The organism is Micromonospora sp. S-DT3-3-22 (assembly GCF_015354745.1).
GTDB classification, from domain to species: domain Bacteria; phylum Actinomycetota; class Actinomycetes; order Mycobacteriales; family Micromonosporaceae; genus Micromonospora; species Micromonospora wenchangensis.
This window is the reverse complement of record NZ_JACGMO010000056.1, coordinates 15,638-33,422: the sequence shown is the minus strand read 5'-3', so window position 1 is coordinate 33,422 and position 17,785 is coordinate 15,638. Positions and strand designations below refer to the sequence as shown.

The 17,785-nt window shown below is 71.0% G+C and carries 15 protein-coding genes; 14 read left to right on the top strand and 1 reads right to left on the bottom strand.

The genetic code is table 11. The features are described from left to right. Positions 1-4 precede the first annotated feature (4 nt). The 8 genes from H1A17_RS17665 (at position 5) to H1A17_RS17630 (ending at position 8,950) form a co-directional block, all read left to right on the top strand. Positions 5-970 (top strand): sugar ABC transporter permease, encoded by a 966-nt coding sequence (locus H1A17_RS17665; protein ID WP_145919599.1) that lies wholly within the window; start codon positions 5-7, stop codon positions 968-970. After that, positions 967-1,911, top strand: coding sequence for a carbohydrate ABC transporter permease (locus H1A17_RS17660; protein ID WP_228543734.1), 945 nt, complete (start codon positions 967-969; stop codon positions 1,909-1,911). Before H1A17_RS17665 ends, H1A17_RS17660 begins: the two co-directional genes overlap by 4 nt. Positions 1,912-1,969: 58 nt before the next feature. Continuing rightward, positions 1,970-3,607 (top strand): extracellular solute-binding protein, encoded by a 1,638-nt coding sequence (locus H1A17_RS17655; protein WP_145919601.1) that lies wholly within the window; start codon positions 1,970-1,972, stop codon positions 3,605-3,607. Positions 3,608-3,642: 35 nt separating this feature from the next. Beyond that, entirely contained in the window at positions 3,643-5,199 is a 1,557-nt protein-coding gene (locus H1A17_RS17650) for a xylan 1,4-beta-xylosidase (RefSeq protein ID WP_145919602.1), read from the top strand. Further along, positions 5,196-5,879: a DUF624 domain-containing protein gene (locus H1A17_RS17645; RefSeq protein WP_145919603.1), complete on the top strand. Its 684-nt coding sequence runs from the start codon at positions 5,196-5,198 to the stop codon at positions 5,877-5,879. Before H1A17_RS17650 ends, H1A17_RS17645 begins: the two co-directional genes overlap by 4 nt. After that, complete coding sequence (locus H1A17_RS17640; protein WP_145919604.1) at positions 5,876-8,020, top strand: alpha-glucuronidase; 2,145 nt, start codon at positions 5,876-5,878, stop codon at positions 8,018-8,020. The genes H1A17_RS17645 and H1A17_RS17640 overlap by 4 nt, the downstream gene beginning before the upstream one ends. Positions 8,021-8,085: 65 nt before the next feature. Then, complete coding sequence (locus H1A17_RS17635; protein ID WP_145919605.1) at positions 8,086-8,529, top strand: helix-turn-helix transcriptional regulator; 444 nt, start codon at positions 8,086-8,088, stop codon at positions 8,527-8,529. A 10-nt stretch (positions 8,530-8,539) separates the two neighbouring features. After that, complete coding sequence (locus H1A17_RS17630; RefSeq protein WP_145919606.1) at positions 8,540-8,950, top strand: VOC family protein; 411 nt, start codon at positions 8,540-8,542, stop codon at positions 8,948-8,950. Positions 8,951-8,978: 28 nt separating this feature from the next. Here the strand turns inward: H1A17_RS17630 and manD are convergent, their stop codons facing one another. Next, entirely contained in the window at positions 8,979-10,187 is a 1,209-nt protein-coding gene (manD, locus tag H1A17_RS17625) for a D-mannonate dehydratase ManD (RefSeq protein WP_145919607.1), read from the bottom strand. Positions 10,188-10,571: 384 nt separating this feature from the next. Here manD and araB point away from each other — a divergent pair, with 384 nt between their 5' ends. From araB to yjfF, 6 genes are all read left to right on the top strand, one after another. Continuing rightward, a complete protein-coding gene (araB, locus tag H1A17_RS17620; RefSeq protein WP_194822366.1) occupies positions 10,572-12,260 on the top strand; it encodes a ribulokinase in 1,689 nt (562 codons plus the stop codon). Beyond that, complete coding sequence (locus tag H1A17_RS17615; protein ID WP_145919609.1) at positions 12,257-12,934, top strand: L-ribulose-5-phosphate 4-epimerase; 678 nt, start codon at positions 12,257-12,259, stop codon at positions 12,932-12,934. The genes araB and H1A17_RS17615 overlap by 4 nt, the downstream gene beginning before the upstream one ends. Before the next feature lie 165 nt (positions 12,935-13,099). Then, positions 13,100-14,116 (top strand): ABC transporter substrate-binding protein, encoded by a 1,017-nt coding sequence (locus tag H1A17_RS17610; RefSeq protein WP_194822365.1) that lies wholly within the window; start codon positions 13,100-13,102, stop codon positions 14,114-14,116. Positions 14,117-14,178: 62 nt separating this feature from the next. Then, a complete protein-coding gene (locus H1A17_RS17605) occupies positions 14,179-15,726 on the top strand; it encodes a sugar ABC transporter ATP-binding protein (RefSeq protein ID WP_194822364.1) in 1,548 nt (515 codons plus the stop codon). Continuing rightward, positions 15,723-16,793 (top strand): ABC transporter permease, encoded by a 1,071-nt coding sequence (locus tag H1A17_RS17600; protein ID WP_194822363.1) that lies wholly within the window; start codon positions 15,723-15,725, stop codon positions 16,791-16,793. The genes H1A17_RS17605 and H1A17_RS17600 overlap by 4 nt, the downstream gene beginning before the upstream one ends. After that, entirely contained in the window at positions 16,790-17,782 is a 993-nt protein-coding gene (gene yjfF / locus H1A17_RS17595) for a galactofuranose ABC transporter, permease protein YjfF (protein WP_194822362.1), read from the top strand. Before H1A17_RS17600 ends, yjfF begins: the two co-directional genes overlap by 4 nt. The last annotated feature ends 3 nt before the right edge of the window (positions 17,783-17,785 follow it).

Here is a 17,785-nt window from a genome sequence, read left to right as displayed (position 1 = left end):
GAGGATGACATCCCCGACGCTACGGCCGCCACCGGCCCCGGCGACGCCCGCCCCGGTCCGGCGTCGCCGGCACCCCTGGCGACGGGCCCTGCGCCGGGACTGGCAGCTCTACTCGCTGGCCGTCCTGCCGCTGCTGTTCTTCCTGGTCTTCCGCTACCTGCCGATGATCGGCAACGTGATCGCGTTCCGCCGGTTCAGCCCCGGCGGCAGCATCCTCGGCGAGTACTGGGTGGGCCTGCGGTATTTCCGGCTGTTCCTGGCCGACCCCACCTTCTGGCAGGTGTTCACCAACACCCTGGTGCTGGGCACGCTGACCCTGCTGTTCTGCTTCCCGCTGCCGATCGTGCTGGCGCTGCTGCTCAACGAGGTCCGGGCCCGCCGGCTCAAGCGGTTCGTCCAGTCGGTGTCCTACCTGCCGCACTTCCTGTCCATCGTGATCGTGGCGGCGATGGTGATGCAGCTGCTGTCGATGGACGGCTCGGTCAACCAGGTGATCCGGGGGGTGGGCGGGGAGGCCGTGCCGTTCCTGCAACAGCCCGGCTGGTTCCGCGCCGTCTACGTCTCCTCGGAGGTCTGGCAGACCGTCGGCTGGGGGACGATCCTCTACCTGGCGGCGCTCACCACCATCGACGAGAACCTCTACGAGGCGGCCCGGATCGACGGGGCCAACCGGTGGCGGCAGACCTGGCATGTCACGCTGCCCGGGATCAGGCCGACGATGGTGACCCTGCTGATCCTCAACATCGGCACCTTCATGGCGGTCGGGTTCGAGAAGATCCTGCTGCTGTACAACCCGCTGACCTACCCGACCGCCGACGTGATCTCCACGTACCTGTTCCGGATGGGCTTCGAGTCCAGCAACTTCAGCTATGCCGCCGCGATCGGCCTGTTCGAGGCGGTGATCGGGTTGGTCCTGGTGCTGGGCGCCAACACCATCTCCCGCCGTACGGTGGGGACGAGCCTGTGGTGACCGTGGCCCCCGGCACGGCCGGCCCGAAGACCCCGGCGCCCCGCCCCGCGTCCCGCCGCCGCCGGGGCATCCGCCCGACCCGGGGCTACCGGATCTTCCAGGCGGTCAACGCGGTGGTGCTGACCCTCGTGGTGGTCGTGACGCTCTACCCGTTCGTCAACATCGTGGCCCGGTCGCTCAGCGACGAGGCGCCGATCATCGCCGGGAAGGTCAACCTCGTCCCGCAGGGCTTCAACCTCACCGCCTACCGGCTGGTGATGTCCGACCCGATGTTCTGGACGAACTACCGCAACACCGTGGTCTACACCGTCGTCGCCACCGCGATCTCGATCGTGCTGACCACCTGCTACGCGTACGTGTTGTCCAAGCACCAGCTCAAGGGGCGGGGGGTGCTCGTCGGGATCGCCGTGTTCACCATGTTCTTCTCCGGCGGGCTGATCCCCAACTACGTGCTGGTCACCAGCCTGGGCATGAAGAACAGCATCTGGGCGGTGGTCCTGCCCAACGCGATCAACGTGTTCAACCTGCTGGTGATGAAGGCGTTCTTCGAGAGCCTGCCGGTGGAGTTGGAGGAGGCCGCCGCCGTCGACGGGCTCAGCACGTACGGCACCCTGCTGCGGATCGTGCTGCCGCTGTCCAAGGCGATCATCGCCACGATGGTGCTGTTCTACGCGGTGTCCTTCTGGAACTCCTGGTTCACCGCGTTCCTCTACCTCGACCAGCAGGAGTTGTTCCCGGTCACGGTCTACCTGCGCAACCTCATCGCCGGGGCGACCGGGGCGCAGTCCGCCGGCGGGGTCGCCGAGTCCGACGCGGTGCAGGCGGCGGCCACCATCCAGTCCGTGACCATCGTGCTCACCACCCTGCCGATCCTCGCGGTCTACCCCTTCATCCAGCGGTTCTTCGTGTCCGGCGTGATGCTCGGCGCGGTCAAGGGGTAGCCCGGCCGACCGCTCCACCCACTGCACCCCACACCCCACCTGACCGAAAGGACGAGCCATGTTCCACAGGACGTGGCGCCGCGTGGCGATAGCCGCTGCCGGGCTGCTCACCCTCACCCTCGTCGGGGCCTGCTCCGACGACGCCCCGGACGCCAAGAACCTCGACGGCAACCGGGCCGGCGCGATGGCCGACTACGCTCTCGGGACGCAGTTCAAGGCCACCGAGCCGCTCTCCTTCTCCATCCTCTACAACAACCACCCGAACTACCCGCTCAAGGACGACTGGCTGTTCTGGTCGGAGCTGACCAAGCGGACCAACGTCAAGCTCGAACCGGTGGCCGTGCCGCTGAGCGACTACGAGCAGAAGCGCAGCCTGCTGATCGGTGCCGGCGACGCCCCGCTGATCATCCCGAAGACGTACCACCCGGCGGAGAACGCCTTCGTCTCCTCCGGCGCGATCCTCCCGGTGAGCGACTACCTGGACCTGATGCCCAACCTCAAGGACAAGATCGCCAAGTGGAACCTCCAACCGGAGTTCGACACGCTGCGGCAGTCCGACGGCAAGTTCTACCTGCTCCCGGGCCTGCACGAGAAGCCGTGGGCGGAGTACTCGATCGCGGTGCGCACCGACATCCTCCAGCAGCTCAACCTCCAGATCCCCAAGACCTGGGACGAGCTGTACACCGTGCTCAAGGCGATGAAGGCGCGTTACCCCGACTCGTACCCGTACTCGGACCGGTGGAGCAAGCCGAACCCGGGCGGTGAGCTGCTGAGCATCGTCGGCGCCGCGCACGGCATCCGGACCGGCTGGAGCTGGAACCCCGCCACCTGGGACCCGGCGGCGAAGAAGTTCGTCTACACCGGCGCCACCGAGCAGTACAAGCAGGTGATCGTGTACCTCAACAAGCTGGTGGCCGAGAAGCTGCTCGACCCGGAGAGTTTCACCCAGACCGACGAGCAGGCCCGGCAGAAGCTCGCCAACGGCAAGTCCTTCGTCATCGGCAGCAACGCCCAGAGCCTGGTCAACGACTACCGCCCCGACCTGGCCAAGACCCTGCCGAACGCCAAGCTGACCAAGATCCCGCTGCTGGTCGGCCCGGCCGGCGAGATCAACCCGGCCAGCCGGCTGGAGAACGGCATCATGATCTCCAAGAAGGCCCGGGACAGCAAGAACTTCGTGGCGATGATGCAGTTCATCGACTGGCTGTACTACTCCGAGGCCGGCGAGGAATTCGCCAAGTGGGGCGTCGAGGGCACCACCTACACCAAGGACGCCGCCGGCAAGTACACCCTCAACCCCGACGTCGACATGATCGGGCTCAACCCCAAGGGCAGCAAGCACCTGCAGAAGGACTTCGGCTTCGGCAACGGGGTGTTCTCCTACGGCGGCAAGCTCGACCTGGTGCAGTCGTTCTTCTCCCCGGAGGAGATGGAGTTCCAGAAGGTGATGAACGCCCGGACGCCGTTGCCGGTCGACCCGCCGGCCCCGCTCACCGACTCCGAGCGGGAGCAGGCGTCGCTCTGGGAGACCCCGCTGAAGGACCACGTCGTCCAGAACACGCTGAAGTTCATCCTCGGCCAGCGGCCCCTCACCGAGTGGGACGCCTACGTCGGTGAGCTGAAGGCCAAGAACGCCGACCAGTACATCGGCCTGGTCAACAAGGCACACGAGCGGTTCGAGAAGGACAACGGCTGACCGACCCGGCCCGGCGAGCACCGGAGGACACCACGATGCGGATCACCGTTCCCGCCCGACCCGTGGGGCGGCTCACCGACGCCTGGCGGCAGTGCGTCGGCACCGGACGGTTCGAGTTGGCCCTGCGCCGCGACTACCAGGACTCGCTGGCCCTGATCCAGCAGGACATCGGGTTCCGGCACATCCGGGGGCACGGCCTGCTCAGCGACGGCGTCGGCGTGCACCGCCCCTACCGGCACGGCGACGAACGCCGGGTGCACCACTCCTTCACGTACGTCGACCAGGTCGTCGACGCCTACCTCGGGCTGGGCATCCGACCCTTCGTGGAGCTGGGCTTCATGCCCGAGGGGCTGGCCTCCGGCGAGCAGACGGTGTTCTGGTGGCAGGGCAACGTCACCCCGCCCCGCTGCTGGTCGGAGTGGGCCGACCTGGTCCGCGCCACGGTGGCCCACCTGGTCGACCGGTACGGCCTCGACGAGGTGCGCGGCTGGCCGATCGAGGTGTGGAACGAGCCGAACCTGCCGGACTTCTGGCAGGGCGCCGACCGCGACGCCTACCACCGCCTCTACGAGGTGACCGCGCACGCGGTCAAGGAGGTCGACGCCGGGTTGCAGGTCGGCGGCCCGGCCATCTCGCCCGGCGCGGACGACTGGTGGGAGCCCTTCGCCGACTTCGTCACCACGCACGACGTGCCTGTCGACTTCGTCAGCCGGCACGCCTACACCTCCGGCCCCGCCCAGCACGTGCCGTTCGGCACCCACCAGACGCTGTCCCCGGCGTCGTCTCTGCTGGAACAGTTCGCCGCCCCGCGCCGGCACCTGTACGGCACCGCGCTGGCCGACCTGCCGGTGCACATCACCGAGTTCAACTCCTCCTACCGGCCGGACAACCCGATCCACGACACGGCCTTCCACGCGGCCTACCTCGCGCCGGTGCTGGCGGCCGGCGGCGACCTGGTCGACTCCTTCTCGTACTGGACGTTCAGCGACGTGTTCGAGGAGGTGGGGGTGCCGACCGCGCTGTTCCACGGCGGGTTCGGCCTGCTCACCCACCGCCAGATCAAGAAGCCCACCTACCACCTGTACGCGTTCCTGGCCCGGCTCGGTGGCGACGTGCTCGCCCGGGGCGCGGACCACCTGGTCACCCGGCACCCCGACGGCCGCGTCGCCATCCTGGCCTGGGCCCCGGTGGACGTGACCGGCCTGCACCCGGTGCCCGACCGGCACCCGCTGGCCCTGTCGGTGCCGGTGGCGTCCGCCACGACGACGGGCGGGGAGGTCACCTCGGCCTTCCTGCTGCGCTCCTCGGTCAGCGAGGACGCCGGCAACGCCTGGACGGCCTGGAGCGAGATGGGGCGCCCCCGGTCCCCCCGCCCCGGGCAGCTCGACAGCCTGCGGGAGGCCGCCGAGCCGGCCCGCTCCCACCGCGCCCTGCCGATCACCGCCGGCCGGGTCGACCTCGACCTCGACCTGGCCCGGCACGAGGTCACCCTCGTCGAACTGGCGGCGGTACGCGACGAGACCCCGCCGTGGTGGGACGGCACCCGGCTGCTCGGCGGCCCTCCGTCGGCCGACCGGGACGAGCGGTCGTGAGCGCGCAGACCTGGCGGGAGGTCGGCGACGGCCCGTTGTCGCGGGCCGCCGCCACGGTGTACACCGTGCTCGTCGTCGGTTTCCTGCTGGTCCTCACCACCCTTCCCGGCCTGGTCCCGGTGCTCCTGCTCGGCCGCGACGCCAGCAACCTGCCGCTGGTGGCGCTCTGCCTGCTCCCGGTCGGTCCCGCCGTCTCCGCCGCCCTGTACGCCCTGCACCACCAGCGCCCCGACCTGACCGACCTGCGGCCCGCCGCCCGGTTCCGGCAGGGCTACCGGGCCAACCTCGCGCAGGTGCTCCGGATCTGGGTGCCGCTGCTGCTCTGGCTGACCGTCATCGCGGTCAACCTCACCCACCTGTCCGTCGCGGGCGTCCCCACCGGCTGGGCGGTGCCGCTGCTCGTGATCGGGGTCGCGGTCACCCTGGTCGGCGGCAACGCGCTGGTGATCGCCTCGCTGTTCACCTTCCGCACCCGCGACGTGCTCCGGCTGGCGCTGTACTTCCTGGTCCGCACGCCCGCCGTCACCATCGGCACCGCCCTGCTGCTGGCCGCCGCCGGGGCGCTCACCGTGCTCGTCTCCGAGGCGCTGCCGGTGCTGCTGGCCGGCCCGTTCGTCCTGGCGTACCTGCGGATCACCACCCCGATGACCGACCTCGTGCGGAAGGACTTCACCGGATGACCAGCCCCGCCACCGCCCCGGCCACCGGCACCGCCCCGGCCACCGGCACCGCCCCGGCCACCGCCACCGGGGCGGGGGAACCGCCGCCGCACCCGGCGTGGCTGCCGCCGGAGGCGTTCCGGGCGCTCGGCGCGCGTCGGGTGCTGGTGCACGGCGACGGCCCGCTCGTCGACACGGTCCACGACGAGGTGGCCCGCGCCTGCGCCCGGCACGGCGGGCGGGTGGAGCGGACCGCCGCCGGGACCGCGACGGCCGGGCCGGTCGACCTGGTGCTGGCCCTGCGTGGCGGGGGACCGCTGCCCCCGGCGGTGCCGCAGGCCGCGGACTCCGACGGCGGGCCGCTGGGCGACGAGGGTTTCCGGTCGGCCCGGGTCGACGACGTCACGGTGCTGCTGGCCGACGCGCCGGCCGGGCTGCTCTACGGGCTGTTCCACCTGGTCCGCCTCGGCGAGGCCGCGTTCACCGGGGAACAGCCGGCGCGTACCCACCGGCCCGCGCTGCGCCGCCGGATGCTCGACCACTGGGACAACGTGGCGGTGCACCCGGTGATGGGGCAGGTGGAGCGGGGCTACGCCGGTGGGTCGATCTTCTGGCGGGACGGCGGGCCGCGCGGCGACCGGGACCGGCTGCGGGCGTACGGGCGGCTGCTCGCCTCGACGGGGGTCAACGCGATCTCGGTGAACAACGTCAACGTCGGCCCCACCGAGGCGCTGCTGCTGACCGACCGGCTCGACGACGTGGCCGGCATCGCCGACCTGCTGCGCCCGTACGGCGTGCGGGTGCACCTGTCGGTGACCTTCGCCGCCCCCGTCGTCCTCGGCGGCCTGCCCACCGCCGACCCGCTCGACGAGCAGGTGCGCGACTGGTGGGAAACCACCACCCGCCGGGTCTACGCGCGCATCCCCGACTTCGGCGGGTACGTGGTGAAGGCCGACTCGGAGGGGCAGCCCGGCCCGTTCAGCTACGGCCGCGACCACGCCGACGGGGCGAACCTGCTGGCCGCCGCGCTCGCCCCGCACGGGGGAGTGGTGCACTGGCGGGCGTTCGTCTACGACCACCGGCAGGACTGGCGGGACCGGACGACCGACCGGGCCCGCGCCGCGTACGACCACTTCGCCCCGCTGGACGGGCGGTTCGCCGACAACGTCGTCCTCCAGGTGAAGTTCGGCCCGGTCGACTTCCAGCCCCGCGAGCCGGTCTCGCCGGTGATCGCCGCCATGCCGGCCACCCGGCTGGCGGTGGAGTTGCAGGTGACCCAGGAGTACACCGGCCAGCAGTGGCACGCCTGCTACCTGGCCCCCTGGTGGCACGAGGTGCTGGCGTTCCGGCCGTGGGGGCCGGCCGAACGCAGCGTCGCCGACGTGCTGGCCGACGTGCCCGGCCCGGGACCCCGCCGGGGCGGCGACCTGGTGGCCGTGGCCAACGTGGGCGACGACCCGTTCTGGTGCGGGCACCCGCTGGCCCAGGCCAACCTGTACGCCTTCGGCCGGCTGGCCTGGGACCCCCAGCTCGACCCGGCGGCGCTCCTCGACGAGTGGATCGACCTGACCTTCCCGGCGTCGACCCTCGGCGACCCGGCGCTGGTCCGCGAGACGCTGCACGCGGTGCTGGACGACTCGTGGCGCACCTACGAGCGGTACACCGCCCCGCTGGGCGTCGGCTTCATGGTGAACCCGGCCGGCCACTACGGGCCCGGCGTCGACGGCTACGAGTACAGCCGGTGGGGCACCTACCACTTCGCCGACCGCGACGGCGTCGGGGTGGACCGGACCCGGGCGACCGGCACCGGCTTCGCCGGCCAGTACCCGCCGCCCTGGTCGCAGCTGTACGAGTCGCTGGAGCGGTGCCCGGACGAGCTGCTGCTCTTCTTCCACCACGTGCCGTACTCCCACGTGCTGCACAGCGGCGTCACGGTCATCCAGCACATCTACGACACCCACTTCGCCGGGGTGGCGGAGGTGGAGGCGATGCGGGAGCGGTGGGCCGGGCTGGCCGGGATGATCGACCCGGCGGTGCACGACCGGGTCACCGAACGCCTCGCCGAGCAGCTGCGCTGCGCGACCGAGTGGCGGGACCAGGTCAACACGTACTTCTTCCGCAAGTCCGGGGTGCCCGACGCCCGGGGCCGCCGCATCCACTGACTCCCCGTGCCCGACCCGCCCCGGGGTGGCCGACGTCGGCCGGCGGGACCTGGCACGATCACGGGATGACCGGCAGATCCGCCCCCGACCAGCAGCTACGTGACCTGGCCCGGCTGCGCCGGGTGCGGGACCGGATCGACCGCGAGTACGCCCAACCGCTGGACGTCGAGGCGCTCGCCCGGGGCGTGCACATGTCGGCCGGTCACCTGAGCCGGCAGTTCCGCCGCGCCTACGGCGAGTCACCGTACTCCTATCTGATGACCCGGCGGATCGAGCGGGCGATGGCACTGCTGCGCCGGGGCGACCTCAGCGTCACCGAGGTCTGCTTCGCGGTCGGCTGCTCGTCGCTGGGCACCTTCAGCACCCGCTTCGCCGAGCTGGTCGGCATGCCACCGAGCAGCTACCGGGCGCTGGCGGCGCAGGGGTCGGCGCAGTTGCCGCCGTGCCTGACCAGACAGGTGACCCGGCCGGTCAGGAATCGAGAAGCACCCGCCCCGGTCATCACCTAGCGTGATCGGCATGGATCTCACCATCGACACCTGCGTCCTGCCGCACGACGACCCGGACGCCTCGCTGGCCTTCTACCGCGACATCCTCGGCTTCGAGGTCCGCAACGACGTGGGGACGGGACGGATGCGCTGGATCACCGTCGGCCCGCCCGGCCAGCCCGGCACGTCCGTCCTGCTGGCCCCGCCGGCGGTCGACCCGGGGGTCACCGACGAGGAACGCCGCACCATCGCCGAGATGATGGCCAAGGGCACCTACGGCTGGCTCATGCTGGCCACCGGCGACCTCGACGGCACCTTCGAGAAGGTGCAGGCCGGCGCCGCCGAGGTCGTGCAGGAGCCGATCGACCAGCCGTACGGGGTACGCGACTGCGCCTTCCGCGACCCGGCCGGCAACCTGATCCGGGTCAAGGAGCTGCGCTGACCCCCGGGCGGCCCGGTGTCGCCCCGGCTCACCAGGGGTGGACGGTGCCGTCCTCCAGCCGGTTGACCGGCAGGTACGCCGGGGCGTACGGGTAGCGGGCCGCAGCCTGTTCGTCGATGTCCACGCCGAGGCCGGGGGTCTCCGCCGGGTGCAGGTAGCCGTCGGCGTAGTGGTAGCCGTGCGGGAAGACCTCGTCGGTGGCGTCGGTGTGCCGCATGTACTCCTGGAGGCCGAAGTTGGGGATGGCGATGTCCAGGTGCAGGGCGGCGGCCATGCAGACGGGCGAGAGGTCGGTGGCCCCGTGCGAGCCGCTGCGCACGTGGTGCAGCGCCGCCAGGTCGAAGATGCGCCGCAGGTGGGTGATGCCACCGGCGTGCACCACCGTGGTGCGGATGTAGTCGATGAGCTGTTCCCGGATGAGCTGGGCGGCGTCCCAGATGGTGTTGAACACCTCGCCGACGGCGACCGGGGTGGTGGTGTGCTGGCGGATCAGCCGGAACCCCTCCGGCAGTTCGGCGGGGACCGGGTCCTCCATCCAGGTCAGCGCGTACGGCTCCAGGCTCCTGCCGAGCCGGGCGGCCTCGATCGGGCTGAGCCGGTGGTGCACGTCGTGCAGCAGCCGCAGGGTGGGGCCGAACTCGTCGCGTACCCGGGCGAAGACCGTCGGGACGTGCGCCAGGTAGCGCGCGGTGGACCAGGTGGCCTCGCTGGGCAGGGCCGCGTCGGCCGGCTCGTAGAACAGCTTGTCGGCGCTGACCCCGTAGGTCTTCGGCAGGCCGGGCACGCCGCACTGCACCCGGACCGCCCGGTAGCCGAGGTCCACGTAGCGGGCGACCTCGACCAGCACGTCCTCGACGGTCTCGCCGTTGGCGTGCCCGTAGACGGTGACCCCGTCCCGGGACCGGCCGCCGAGCAGCTGGTAGACCGGCAGGCCGGCGACCTTGCCCTTGATGTCCCACAGGGCGGTGTCCACGGCGGCGATCGCGCTCATCGTCACCGGCCCGCGTCGCCAGTAGGCGCCCTGGTAGAGGTACTGCCAGGTGTCCTCGATCCGGGCCGGGTCGCGCCCGATCAGCAGGGGCACGACGTGGTCGCGCAGGTAGGACGCGACGGCCAGCTCCCGGCCGTTGAGGGTGGCGTCCCCGACGCCGGTGACCCCCTCGTCGGTGACGATCTTCAGGGTGACGAAGTTGCGACCCGGACAGGTCACGATGACCCGGGCGTCGACGATCCTCATGCGGCCTCCTCCGGGTGGCGACGAAGGCCGTGTGGTCCGTCTCGGGCGGACGAGGGCCGTGGTCCGTCGCGCGGGCACGGCAGGTGGACGCGACGACGCCGGTGGGACCGGTCGTCGCCCGTCCGGCCCGGCTCCGGGCCCGCCGCGCGGTCGCCCCGAAGTCTGGAACCGTCCGCGCAGGCGTGTCAAGGGCCGGCCCGGCCGAACGGATGTGACCGCTCACCTGTTCGGCGTATGTCGGCTGCTCGATGGCTGGTCGGAGCGGTGATCGTGGATGCCGTGCCGGGGCCGCTCAGGATGGTTACGGCAGTGTTACATGGATGCGCCTTGACGGATTCCATGTGAGCGCTAACACTTGCCCCCAACGATTGAACGGAGAACGGCATGGATGCAGGCGCGAGGCCGCAGGACCGGTACGTCGTCGGCGTCGACTACGGCACGCTGTCGGGTCGGGCGCTGGTGGTGCGGGTCGGCGACGGCGCCGAGCTGGGCACGGCGGTGCACGAGTACCGCCACGGCGTGATGGACACGACGCTCGCCGTCGACGGCCGGACCCTGCCGGCCGACTGGGCGCTGCAGGACCCGGACGACTACCGCGAGGTGCTGCGCCGGGCGGTGCCCGCCGCGCTCGCCGAGAGCGGCGTCGACCCGGCCCAGGTGGTCGCCATCGGCATCGACTTCACCGCCTGCACCGTGCTGCCCACCCTGGCCGACGGCACCCCGCTGTGCGAGCTGCCCGACCTGCGTACCCGCCCGCACGCCTGGGTGAAGCTGTGGAAGCACCACGCCGCCCAACCGCAGGCCGACCGGATCAACGCGCTGGCCCACTCCCGGGGCGAGTCCTGGATCGGCCGCTACGGCGGCAAGATCTCCGCCGAGTGGCAGTACGCCAAGGGGCTGCAACTGCTGGAGGAGGACCCGGAGGTCTACGCCCGCGCCGAGCGCTGGATCGAGGCCGCCGACTGGATCGTCTGGCAGCTGTGCGGCGTCGAGACCCGCAACGTCTGCACCGCCGGCTACAAGGGGCTGCTCCAGGACGGCCACTACCCGTCCCCGGCGTACCTGTCCGCGTTGAACCCCGGCTTCGCCGACTTCGTCGCCAAGATCGACGGGCCGCTGGCGCAGCTCGGCGCACGGGCCGGCGGGCTCACCGCGCAGGCCGCCGCCTGGACCGGGCTGCCGGAGGGGATCGCGGTCGCCGTCGGCAACGTCGACGCCCACGTCACCGCCGCCGCCGCGCAGGCGCTGACCCCCGGCCGGCTGGTCGCCATCATGGGCACCTCCACCTGCCACGTGGTCAACGGTACCGAGCGGGCCGAGGTGGCCGGCATGTGCGGCGTGGTCGACGGCGGGATCAGCGCCGGCTCCTGGGGCTACGAGGCCGGCCAGAGCGGCGTCGGCGACATCTTCGGCTGGTACGTCAAGCACGCCGCCCCCGCCGGATTCGCCTCCCACGAGGAGCTCACCGAGGCCGCCGCCGCGCAGCCCGTCGGCGCCCACGGCCTGGTCGCCCTGGACTGGTGGAACGGCAACCGCTCGCTGCTGGTCAACCACGACCTCAGCGGGGTGCTCGTCGGCCTCACCCTGGCCACCCGGCCGCCGGACGTCTACCGGGCGCTGCTGGAGTCCACCGCGTACGGCACCCGCATGATCATCGAGGCTTTCGCCGAGGCGGGCGTCCCGGTCGACGAGCTGATCGTGGCCGGCGGGCTGACCGGCAACAGCCTGCTGATGCAGATCTACGCCGACGTGACCCGCCGTCCGCTGGGCATCATCGGCTCGGCGCAGGGCCCGGCCCTGGGCTCGGCGATCCACGCGGCGGTCGCGGCCGGCGCGTACCCCGACGTGCTGACCGCCTCGACGGCGATGGGCCGGGTCGACCGTGAGGTCTACCGGCCCGACCCGGAGCGCGCCGACGCCTACGACGCGCTCTACGCCGAGTACCGCCGGCTGCACGACCACTTCGGCCGGGGCGGCGACGACGTGCTGCTGCGGCTGCGGGCGATCCGCAACGCCGCCCGCCGTCCGGCCGTCGCCGAACCGACCACCGACCCCCTGGAGGTGCCGGCATGACCCTCGACCTCGACGCCGAGGTGGCCCGGCTACGCGCGCAGGTGGCCACCCTGCACGGCGAGCTGGTGCGCTACAACCTGGTGGCCTGGACGGCCGGCAACGTCTCGGCCCGGGTGCCCGGCCGGGAGCTGATGGTGATCAAGCCGAGCGGGGTGTCCTACGACGACCTGCGGCCCGACAACATGATCGTCTGCGACCTCGACGGGGTCGTGGTCGACGGTGACCTCTCGCCGTCCAGCGACACCGCCGCCCACGCCTACGTCTACCGGGCGATGCCCGAGGTCGGCGGCGTGGTGCACACCCACAGCGGGTACGCCACCGCCTGGGCCGCCTGCGGCGAGGCGATCCCGTGCAACCTCACCGCCCAGGCCGACGAGTTCGGCGGCGAGATCCCGGTCGGTCCGTTCGCGCTCATCGGCGGGGACGACATCGGCAAGGGCATCGTGGCGACCCTGTCCGGGCACCGCTCACCGGCGGTGCTGATGCGCAACCACGGCGTGTTCACCATCGGCCGGGACGCCCGCGCGGCGGTGAAGGCCGCCGTGATGTGCGAGGACGTGGCCCGCACCGCCCACCTGGCCCGGACGCTCGGCACCCCGGTGCCGATGGCCCAGGCCGACATCGACTCCCTCTACGACCGCTACCAGAACGTCTACGGGCAGTCGGGGCCGTAACGCCCGACCGCCCGTCCTCGCCACCGGCCCGCCCCGGCGGACCGGTCGATCCACCGCAACCCGATGCACCACCCCTGGAAGGTCCGTCCGTCCGGCGTGCCGAGCCGGCCGGCCCTTCCGCGCACGCACCATCCCCCACCTCATCCCCGTACAAGGAGTCTTCACATGGCGAAGACCGGCATTACCCTCACCCGGCGCGGCCTCGGCGCGATGCTCGCCGTCGGTCTGCTGGCCGGCGGACTCGCCGGCTGCGGCAACAGCGACACCGGCGGTGACAGCGACGGCAGCAGCGGCGGTGGCAACAGCAAGCTGGTCATCGGCTTCTCGCAGGTCGGTGCGGAGAGCGGCTGGCGCACGGCGAACACCAACTCGATCAAGGAGTCGGCCGCCGAGGCCGGCTACGACCTGAAGTTCGACGACGCGCAGGGCAAGCAGGAGAACCAGATCAAGGCGATCCGCAACTTCATCCAGCAGAAGGTCGACGTGATCGCCTTCTCGCCGGTGGTGGAGTCGGGTTGGGACACCGTGCTCAAGGAGGCCAAGGACGCCAAGATCCCGGTGATCCTGACCGACCGGGCCGTGGACTCGGCCGACAAGAGCCTCTACAAGACCTTCATCGGCTCGGACTTCGTCAAGGAGGGCCGGCTCGCCGGCGAGTGGCTGGTCAAGGAGAAGTCGGCCGCGAGCGGTCCGGTTAACATCGTCGAGCTGCAGGGCACCACCGGTTCGGCCCCGGCCAACGACCGCAAGAAGGGCTTCGCCGAGGCGATCGCCGCCAACCCCAACCTGAAGGTCGTCGCCTCGCAGAGCGGTGACTTCACCCGGGCCGGCGGCAAGCAGGTCATGGAGCAGTTCCTCAAGGCCAACCCGAAGATCGACGTGCTCTTCGCGCACAACGACGACATGGGCCTGGGCGCGCTGGAGGCGATCACCGCGGCGGGCAAGACGCCCGGCAAGGACATCACCATCATCACCATCGACGCGGTCAAGGACGGCATGCAGGCGCTGGCCGACGGCAAGTTCAACTTCATCGCGGAGTGCAGCCCGCTGCTCGGCCCGCAGCTGATGGACCTGGCCAAGAAGGTCAAGGCCGGCGAGGAGGTCCCGGCCCGGGTCGAGACCGAGGAGACCACCTTCACCCAGGAGCAGGCCAAGGCGGCCCTGCCCAACCGGAAGTACTGATCCGACCGGAGGCCGCCGCGTTCGGCGCGGCGGCCTCCGCTTCCGAGGAAAGGTTCGGTGGGATGTCGGAGAGGCATCCGGTCCTGACGATGACCGCGATCAGCAAGATCTTCCCCGGGGTCCGCGCCCTCGACGGCGTCGACCTCCGGCTCTTTCCCGGTGAGGTGCACGCCCTGATGGGCGAGAACGGCGCCGGGAAGTCAACCCTCATCAAAGTGCTGACCGGCGTCTACGGCACCGATTCCGGCACCATCACCCTCGACGGCGCCGAGGTCTCCTTCTCCGGCCCGATGCAGGCCACCGCCGCCGGGGTGAGCACCGTCTACCAGGAGGTCAACCTCCTGCCCAACCTGTCGGTGGCGGAGAACATCTACATCGGCCGGGAGCCGCGCCGCCTCGGCGCGGTCAACTGGCGCGAGATGCGTCGCCGGGCCAAGGACCTGCTCGCCCGTATCGACCTGCACATCGACGTCACCGAACTGCTCGGCAACTACTCGCTGGCCGTGCAGCAGATGGTCGCCATCGCCCGCGCCGTCGACATCCGGGCCCGGGTGCTGATCCTCGACGAGCCCACCTCCAGCCTGGACGCCGACGAGGTGGCCCAGCTGATGCGGATCATGCGGCAGCTGCGCGACGACGGCATCGCGATCATCTTCGTGACCCACTTCCTCGACCAGGTCTACGCCATCGCCGACCGGATCACCGTGCTGCGCAACGGCCGGCTCGTCGGCGAGTACCTGACCAGCGAACTGCCGCAGATCGCGCTGGTGGAGAAGATGATCGGCAAGGAGCTGGACGCCCTGGAACGCCTCGACGAGGCGACCAGTGGCGAGGACCGGGCGGCCCTGGAGTCGGGCACCCCGCTGGTGGCGGCCGACGGGCTCGGCCGGTCCGGTTCCGTCGCCCCGTTCAGCCTCACCATCCACCAGGGCGAGGTGGTCGGCCTGGCCGGGCTGCTCGGCTCGGGGCGTACCGAGGTGGCCCGCCTGTTCTTCGGCGCGGACCGCGCCGACGCCGGCCGGCTCGCCGTGGACGGCACCCCGGTGACGATCCGCAACCCGGTGGCCGCCATCGACCGGGACATCGCGTTCTGCTCCGAGAACCGCCGCACCGAGGGACTGGTCGGCGAGCTGTCGGTGCGGGAGAACATCATCCTGGCCATGCAGGCGGCCCGGGGCTGGCTGCGCCCGCTGCCCCGCCGCCGGCAGGACGAACTGGTCCAGCACTGGATCAAGGCGTTGAGCATCCGGCCGGCCGACCCGGAGATGCCGGTACGCAACCTGTCCGGCGGCAACCAGCAGAAGGTGCTGCTGGCCCGCTGGCTGATCACCGAGCCCCGGCTGCTGATCCTCGACGAACCGACCCGGGGCATCGACATCGGCGCCAAGACCGAGATCCAGCGCCTGGTCGCGCAGCTCTCCGACGGCGGGATGGCGGTGCTGTTCATCTCCGCCGAGCTGGAGGAGGTGCTCCGGCTCAGCCACAAGGTCGCCGTCATGCGGGACCGGCAGCTGGTCACCGAACTCACCAACGACGACACCCTCGATGCCGCCCGCGTCATGCAGGTCATCGCCAGCGGCAGCTCCCAGGAAGGGTCGGTGCCGGCATGAGCACCGTACGAACCCGCGTCGCGGGGGTCACCGGCCACCGGCTGTTCTGGCCGCTCGTGGTGCTGGTGCTGCTGCTGGTGGCGAACGCGATCTACCGGCCGAGTTTCCTGTCGGTGGAGCTGAAGAACGGCCACCTCTACGGCAGCCTGATCGACATCGTCCGGCTCAGCGCGCCGCTGATCCTGGTCGCCCTGGGCATGTCCCTGGTCATCGCCACCGGCGGCATCGACCTGTCGGTGGGCGCGGTGGCGGCGGTCGCCGGCGCGGTCGCCTGCCTCTACATCAGTGAGCAGCCCGACCAGAACAGCCTGGGCGTGGTGCTCACCGCGGTGGCGCTCGGCTTCGGGGTGGCCCTGCTGCTCGGGGCCTGGAACGGCATCCTGGTCGCCGGCATCGGCATCCAACCGATCATCGCCACGCTGATCCTGATGGTGGCCGGCCGGGGGCTGGCCCAGCTGATCGCCGAGGGGCAGATCATCACCATCAACAGCGGGCCGTACAAGGTGATCGGGGTGGGGCACCTGCTGACCCTGCCGTTCGCCATCGTCATCGCGCTCGCGGTGACCGTGCTGGTGGCGGTGCTGACCCGGCGTACCGCGCTCGGCATGATCATCGAGTCGGTCGGCGGGAACGCCGAGGCCAGCCGGCTGGCCGGCATCCGCTCCCGCCGGATCACCTTCCTGGTGTACGTGGTGAGCGCCGCCTGCGCCGCCATCGCCGGGTTCATGATGACGGCGAACGTCTCCAGCGCCGACGGCAACGCGGTCGGTCTCTGGGTCGAGCTGGACGCCATCCTGGCCGTGGTCATCGGCGGCACCGCGCTGGCCGGCGGCCGGTTCTACCTCGGTGGCACCGTGGTCGGCGCGCTGCTCATCCAGACCCTGACCACCTCGGTCTACGCCATGAACATCGACCCGCAGACGTCCCTGCTGTTCAAGGCGGTCGTGGTGATCGTGGTCTGTCTCATCCAGGCCCCGGCCTTCCGGGCGCGGTTCCGCCGTCGGCGCAGCGTCCCGGTGACTCCGGTGGAGCCGGTCGGCACAGAGAAGGAGCAGGTTCCGGCATGACCACGACCCCGTTGGCCGCCCGTCCGGGGCGTGCCTGGTGGCGGGTGCCACCCCGGCACGTACCGGTGCTCGCCACCGCAGCCCTGCTGCTGGTGATGTACGCCATCGGCGTCTCCCAGTACCGCGCGTTCTCCAACATCCAGGTCGTCTTCAACGTCTTCATCGACAACGGCTTCCTGCTGGTCGTCGCGGTCGGGATGACCTTCGTGATCCTCACCGGCGGAATCGACCTGTCGGTCGGGTCGGTGGTGGCGATGACCGCGATGGTGTCGGCGTCGCTGCTCGGCAACGGGCTGCACCCCGCCGTGGTGCTGGTGATCGCGCTGCTGATCGGCCCGATCCTCGGGTTCGCGATGGGCTGTGTGATCCACTTCTTCGACATCCAACCCTTCATCGTCACCCTCGCCGGGATGTTCTTCGCCCGGGGCGTGTGCACCTGGATCAGCACCACCTCGATCCCGATCACCGACGGCTTCTGGACCAGCACCGCCCAGCACCGCATCCACCTCGGCGAGAACTTCGTCTCGGTCGGCGCGCTGATCGCCGTCGCGGTGGTGGCCGTGGCGGCGGCCGTGCTGGCGTACACCCGGCTGGGCCGCAACGTGTACGCCATCGGCGGCAACCAGCAGTCCGCGCTGCTGATGGGCCTGCCGGTGGGCCGTACGAAGATCGCGGTCTACACGATCAGCGGGCTCTGCTCGGCGATCGGCGGCATCCTGCTCTCCTTCTACACCCTGTCCGGCGCCCCGCTGATCGCGGTGGGCATGGAGCTGGACGTGATCGCCGCGGTCGTCATCGGCGGCACCCTGCTCACCGGCGGGTCCGGCTACATCTTCGGCACCCTGCTCGGGGTGCTGGTGCTCAGCATCATCCAGACGTTGATCACCTTCGACGGCACCCTCAACTCGTGGTGGACCAAGATCGTCATTGGTGGCCTGCTGTTCGTGTTCATCCTGCTCCAACGCCTCGTCGGCATCCGCACCAAGTAACCC

Bases quoted from the DNA above. Each gene is read 5' to 3' on its own strand.
- H1A17_RS17665 (WP_145919599.1), top strand. From the start codon at position 5: ATGACATCCCCGACGCTACGGCCGCCACCGGCCCCGGCGACGCCCGCC.
- H1A17_RS17655 (WP_145919601.1), top strand. From the start codon at position 1,970: ATGTTCCACAGGACGTGGCGCCGCGTGGCGATAGCCGCTGCCGGGCTG.
- H1A17_RS17650 (WP_145919602.1), top strand. From the start codon at position 3,643: ATGCGGATCACCGTTCCCGCCCGACCCGTGGGGCGGCTCACCGACGCC.
- H1A17_RS17640 (WP_145919604.1), top strand. From the start codon at position 5,876: ATGACCAGCCCCGCCACCGCCCCGGCCACCGGCACCGCCCCGGCCACC.
- H1A17_RS17635 (WP_145919605.1), top strand. From the start codon at position 8,086: ATGACCGGCAGATCCGCCCCCGACCAGCAGCTACGTGACCTGGCCCGG.
- H1A17_RS17630 (WP_145919606.1), top strand. From the start codon at position 8,540: ATGGATCTCACCATCGACACCTGCGTCCTGCCGCACGACGACCCGGAC.
- manD (WP_145919607.1), bottom strand. From the start codon at position 10,187: ATGAGGATCGTCGACGCCCGGGTCATCGTGACCTGTCCGGGTCGCAAC.
- araB (WP_194822366.1), top strand. From the start codon at position 10,572: ATGGATGCAGGCGCGAGGCCGCAGGACCGGTACGTCGTCGGCGTCGAC.
- H1A17_RS17615 (WP_145919609.1), top strand. From the start codon at position 12,257: ATGACCCTCGACCTCGACGCCGAGGTGGCCCGGCTACGCGCGCAGGTG.
- H1A17_RS17610 (WP_194822365.1), top strand. From the start codon at position 13,100: ATGGCGAAGACCGGCATTACCCTCACCCGGCGCGGCCTCGGCGCGATG.
- H1A17_RS17605 (WP_194822364.1), top strand. From the start codon at position 14,179: ATGTCGGAGAGGCATCCGGTCCTGACGATGACCGCGATCAGCAAGATC.
- H1A17_RS17600 (WP_194822363.1), top strand. From the start codon at position 15,723: ATGAGCACCGTACGAACCCGCGTCGCGGGGGTCACCGGCCACCGGCTG.
- yjfF (WP_194822362.1), top strand. From the start codon at position 16,790: ATGACCACGACCCCGTTGGCCGCCCGTCCGGGGCGTGCCTGGTGGCGG.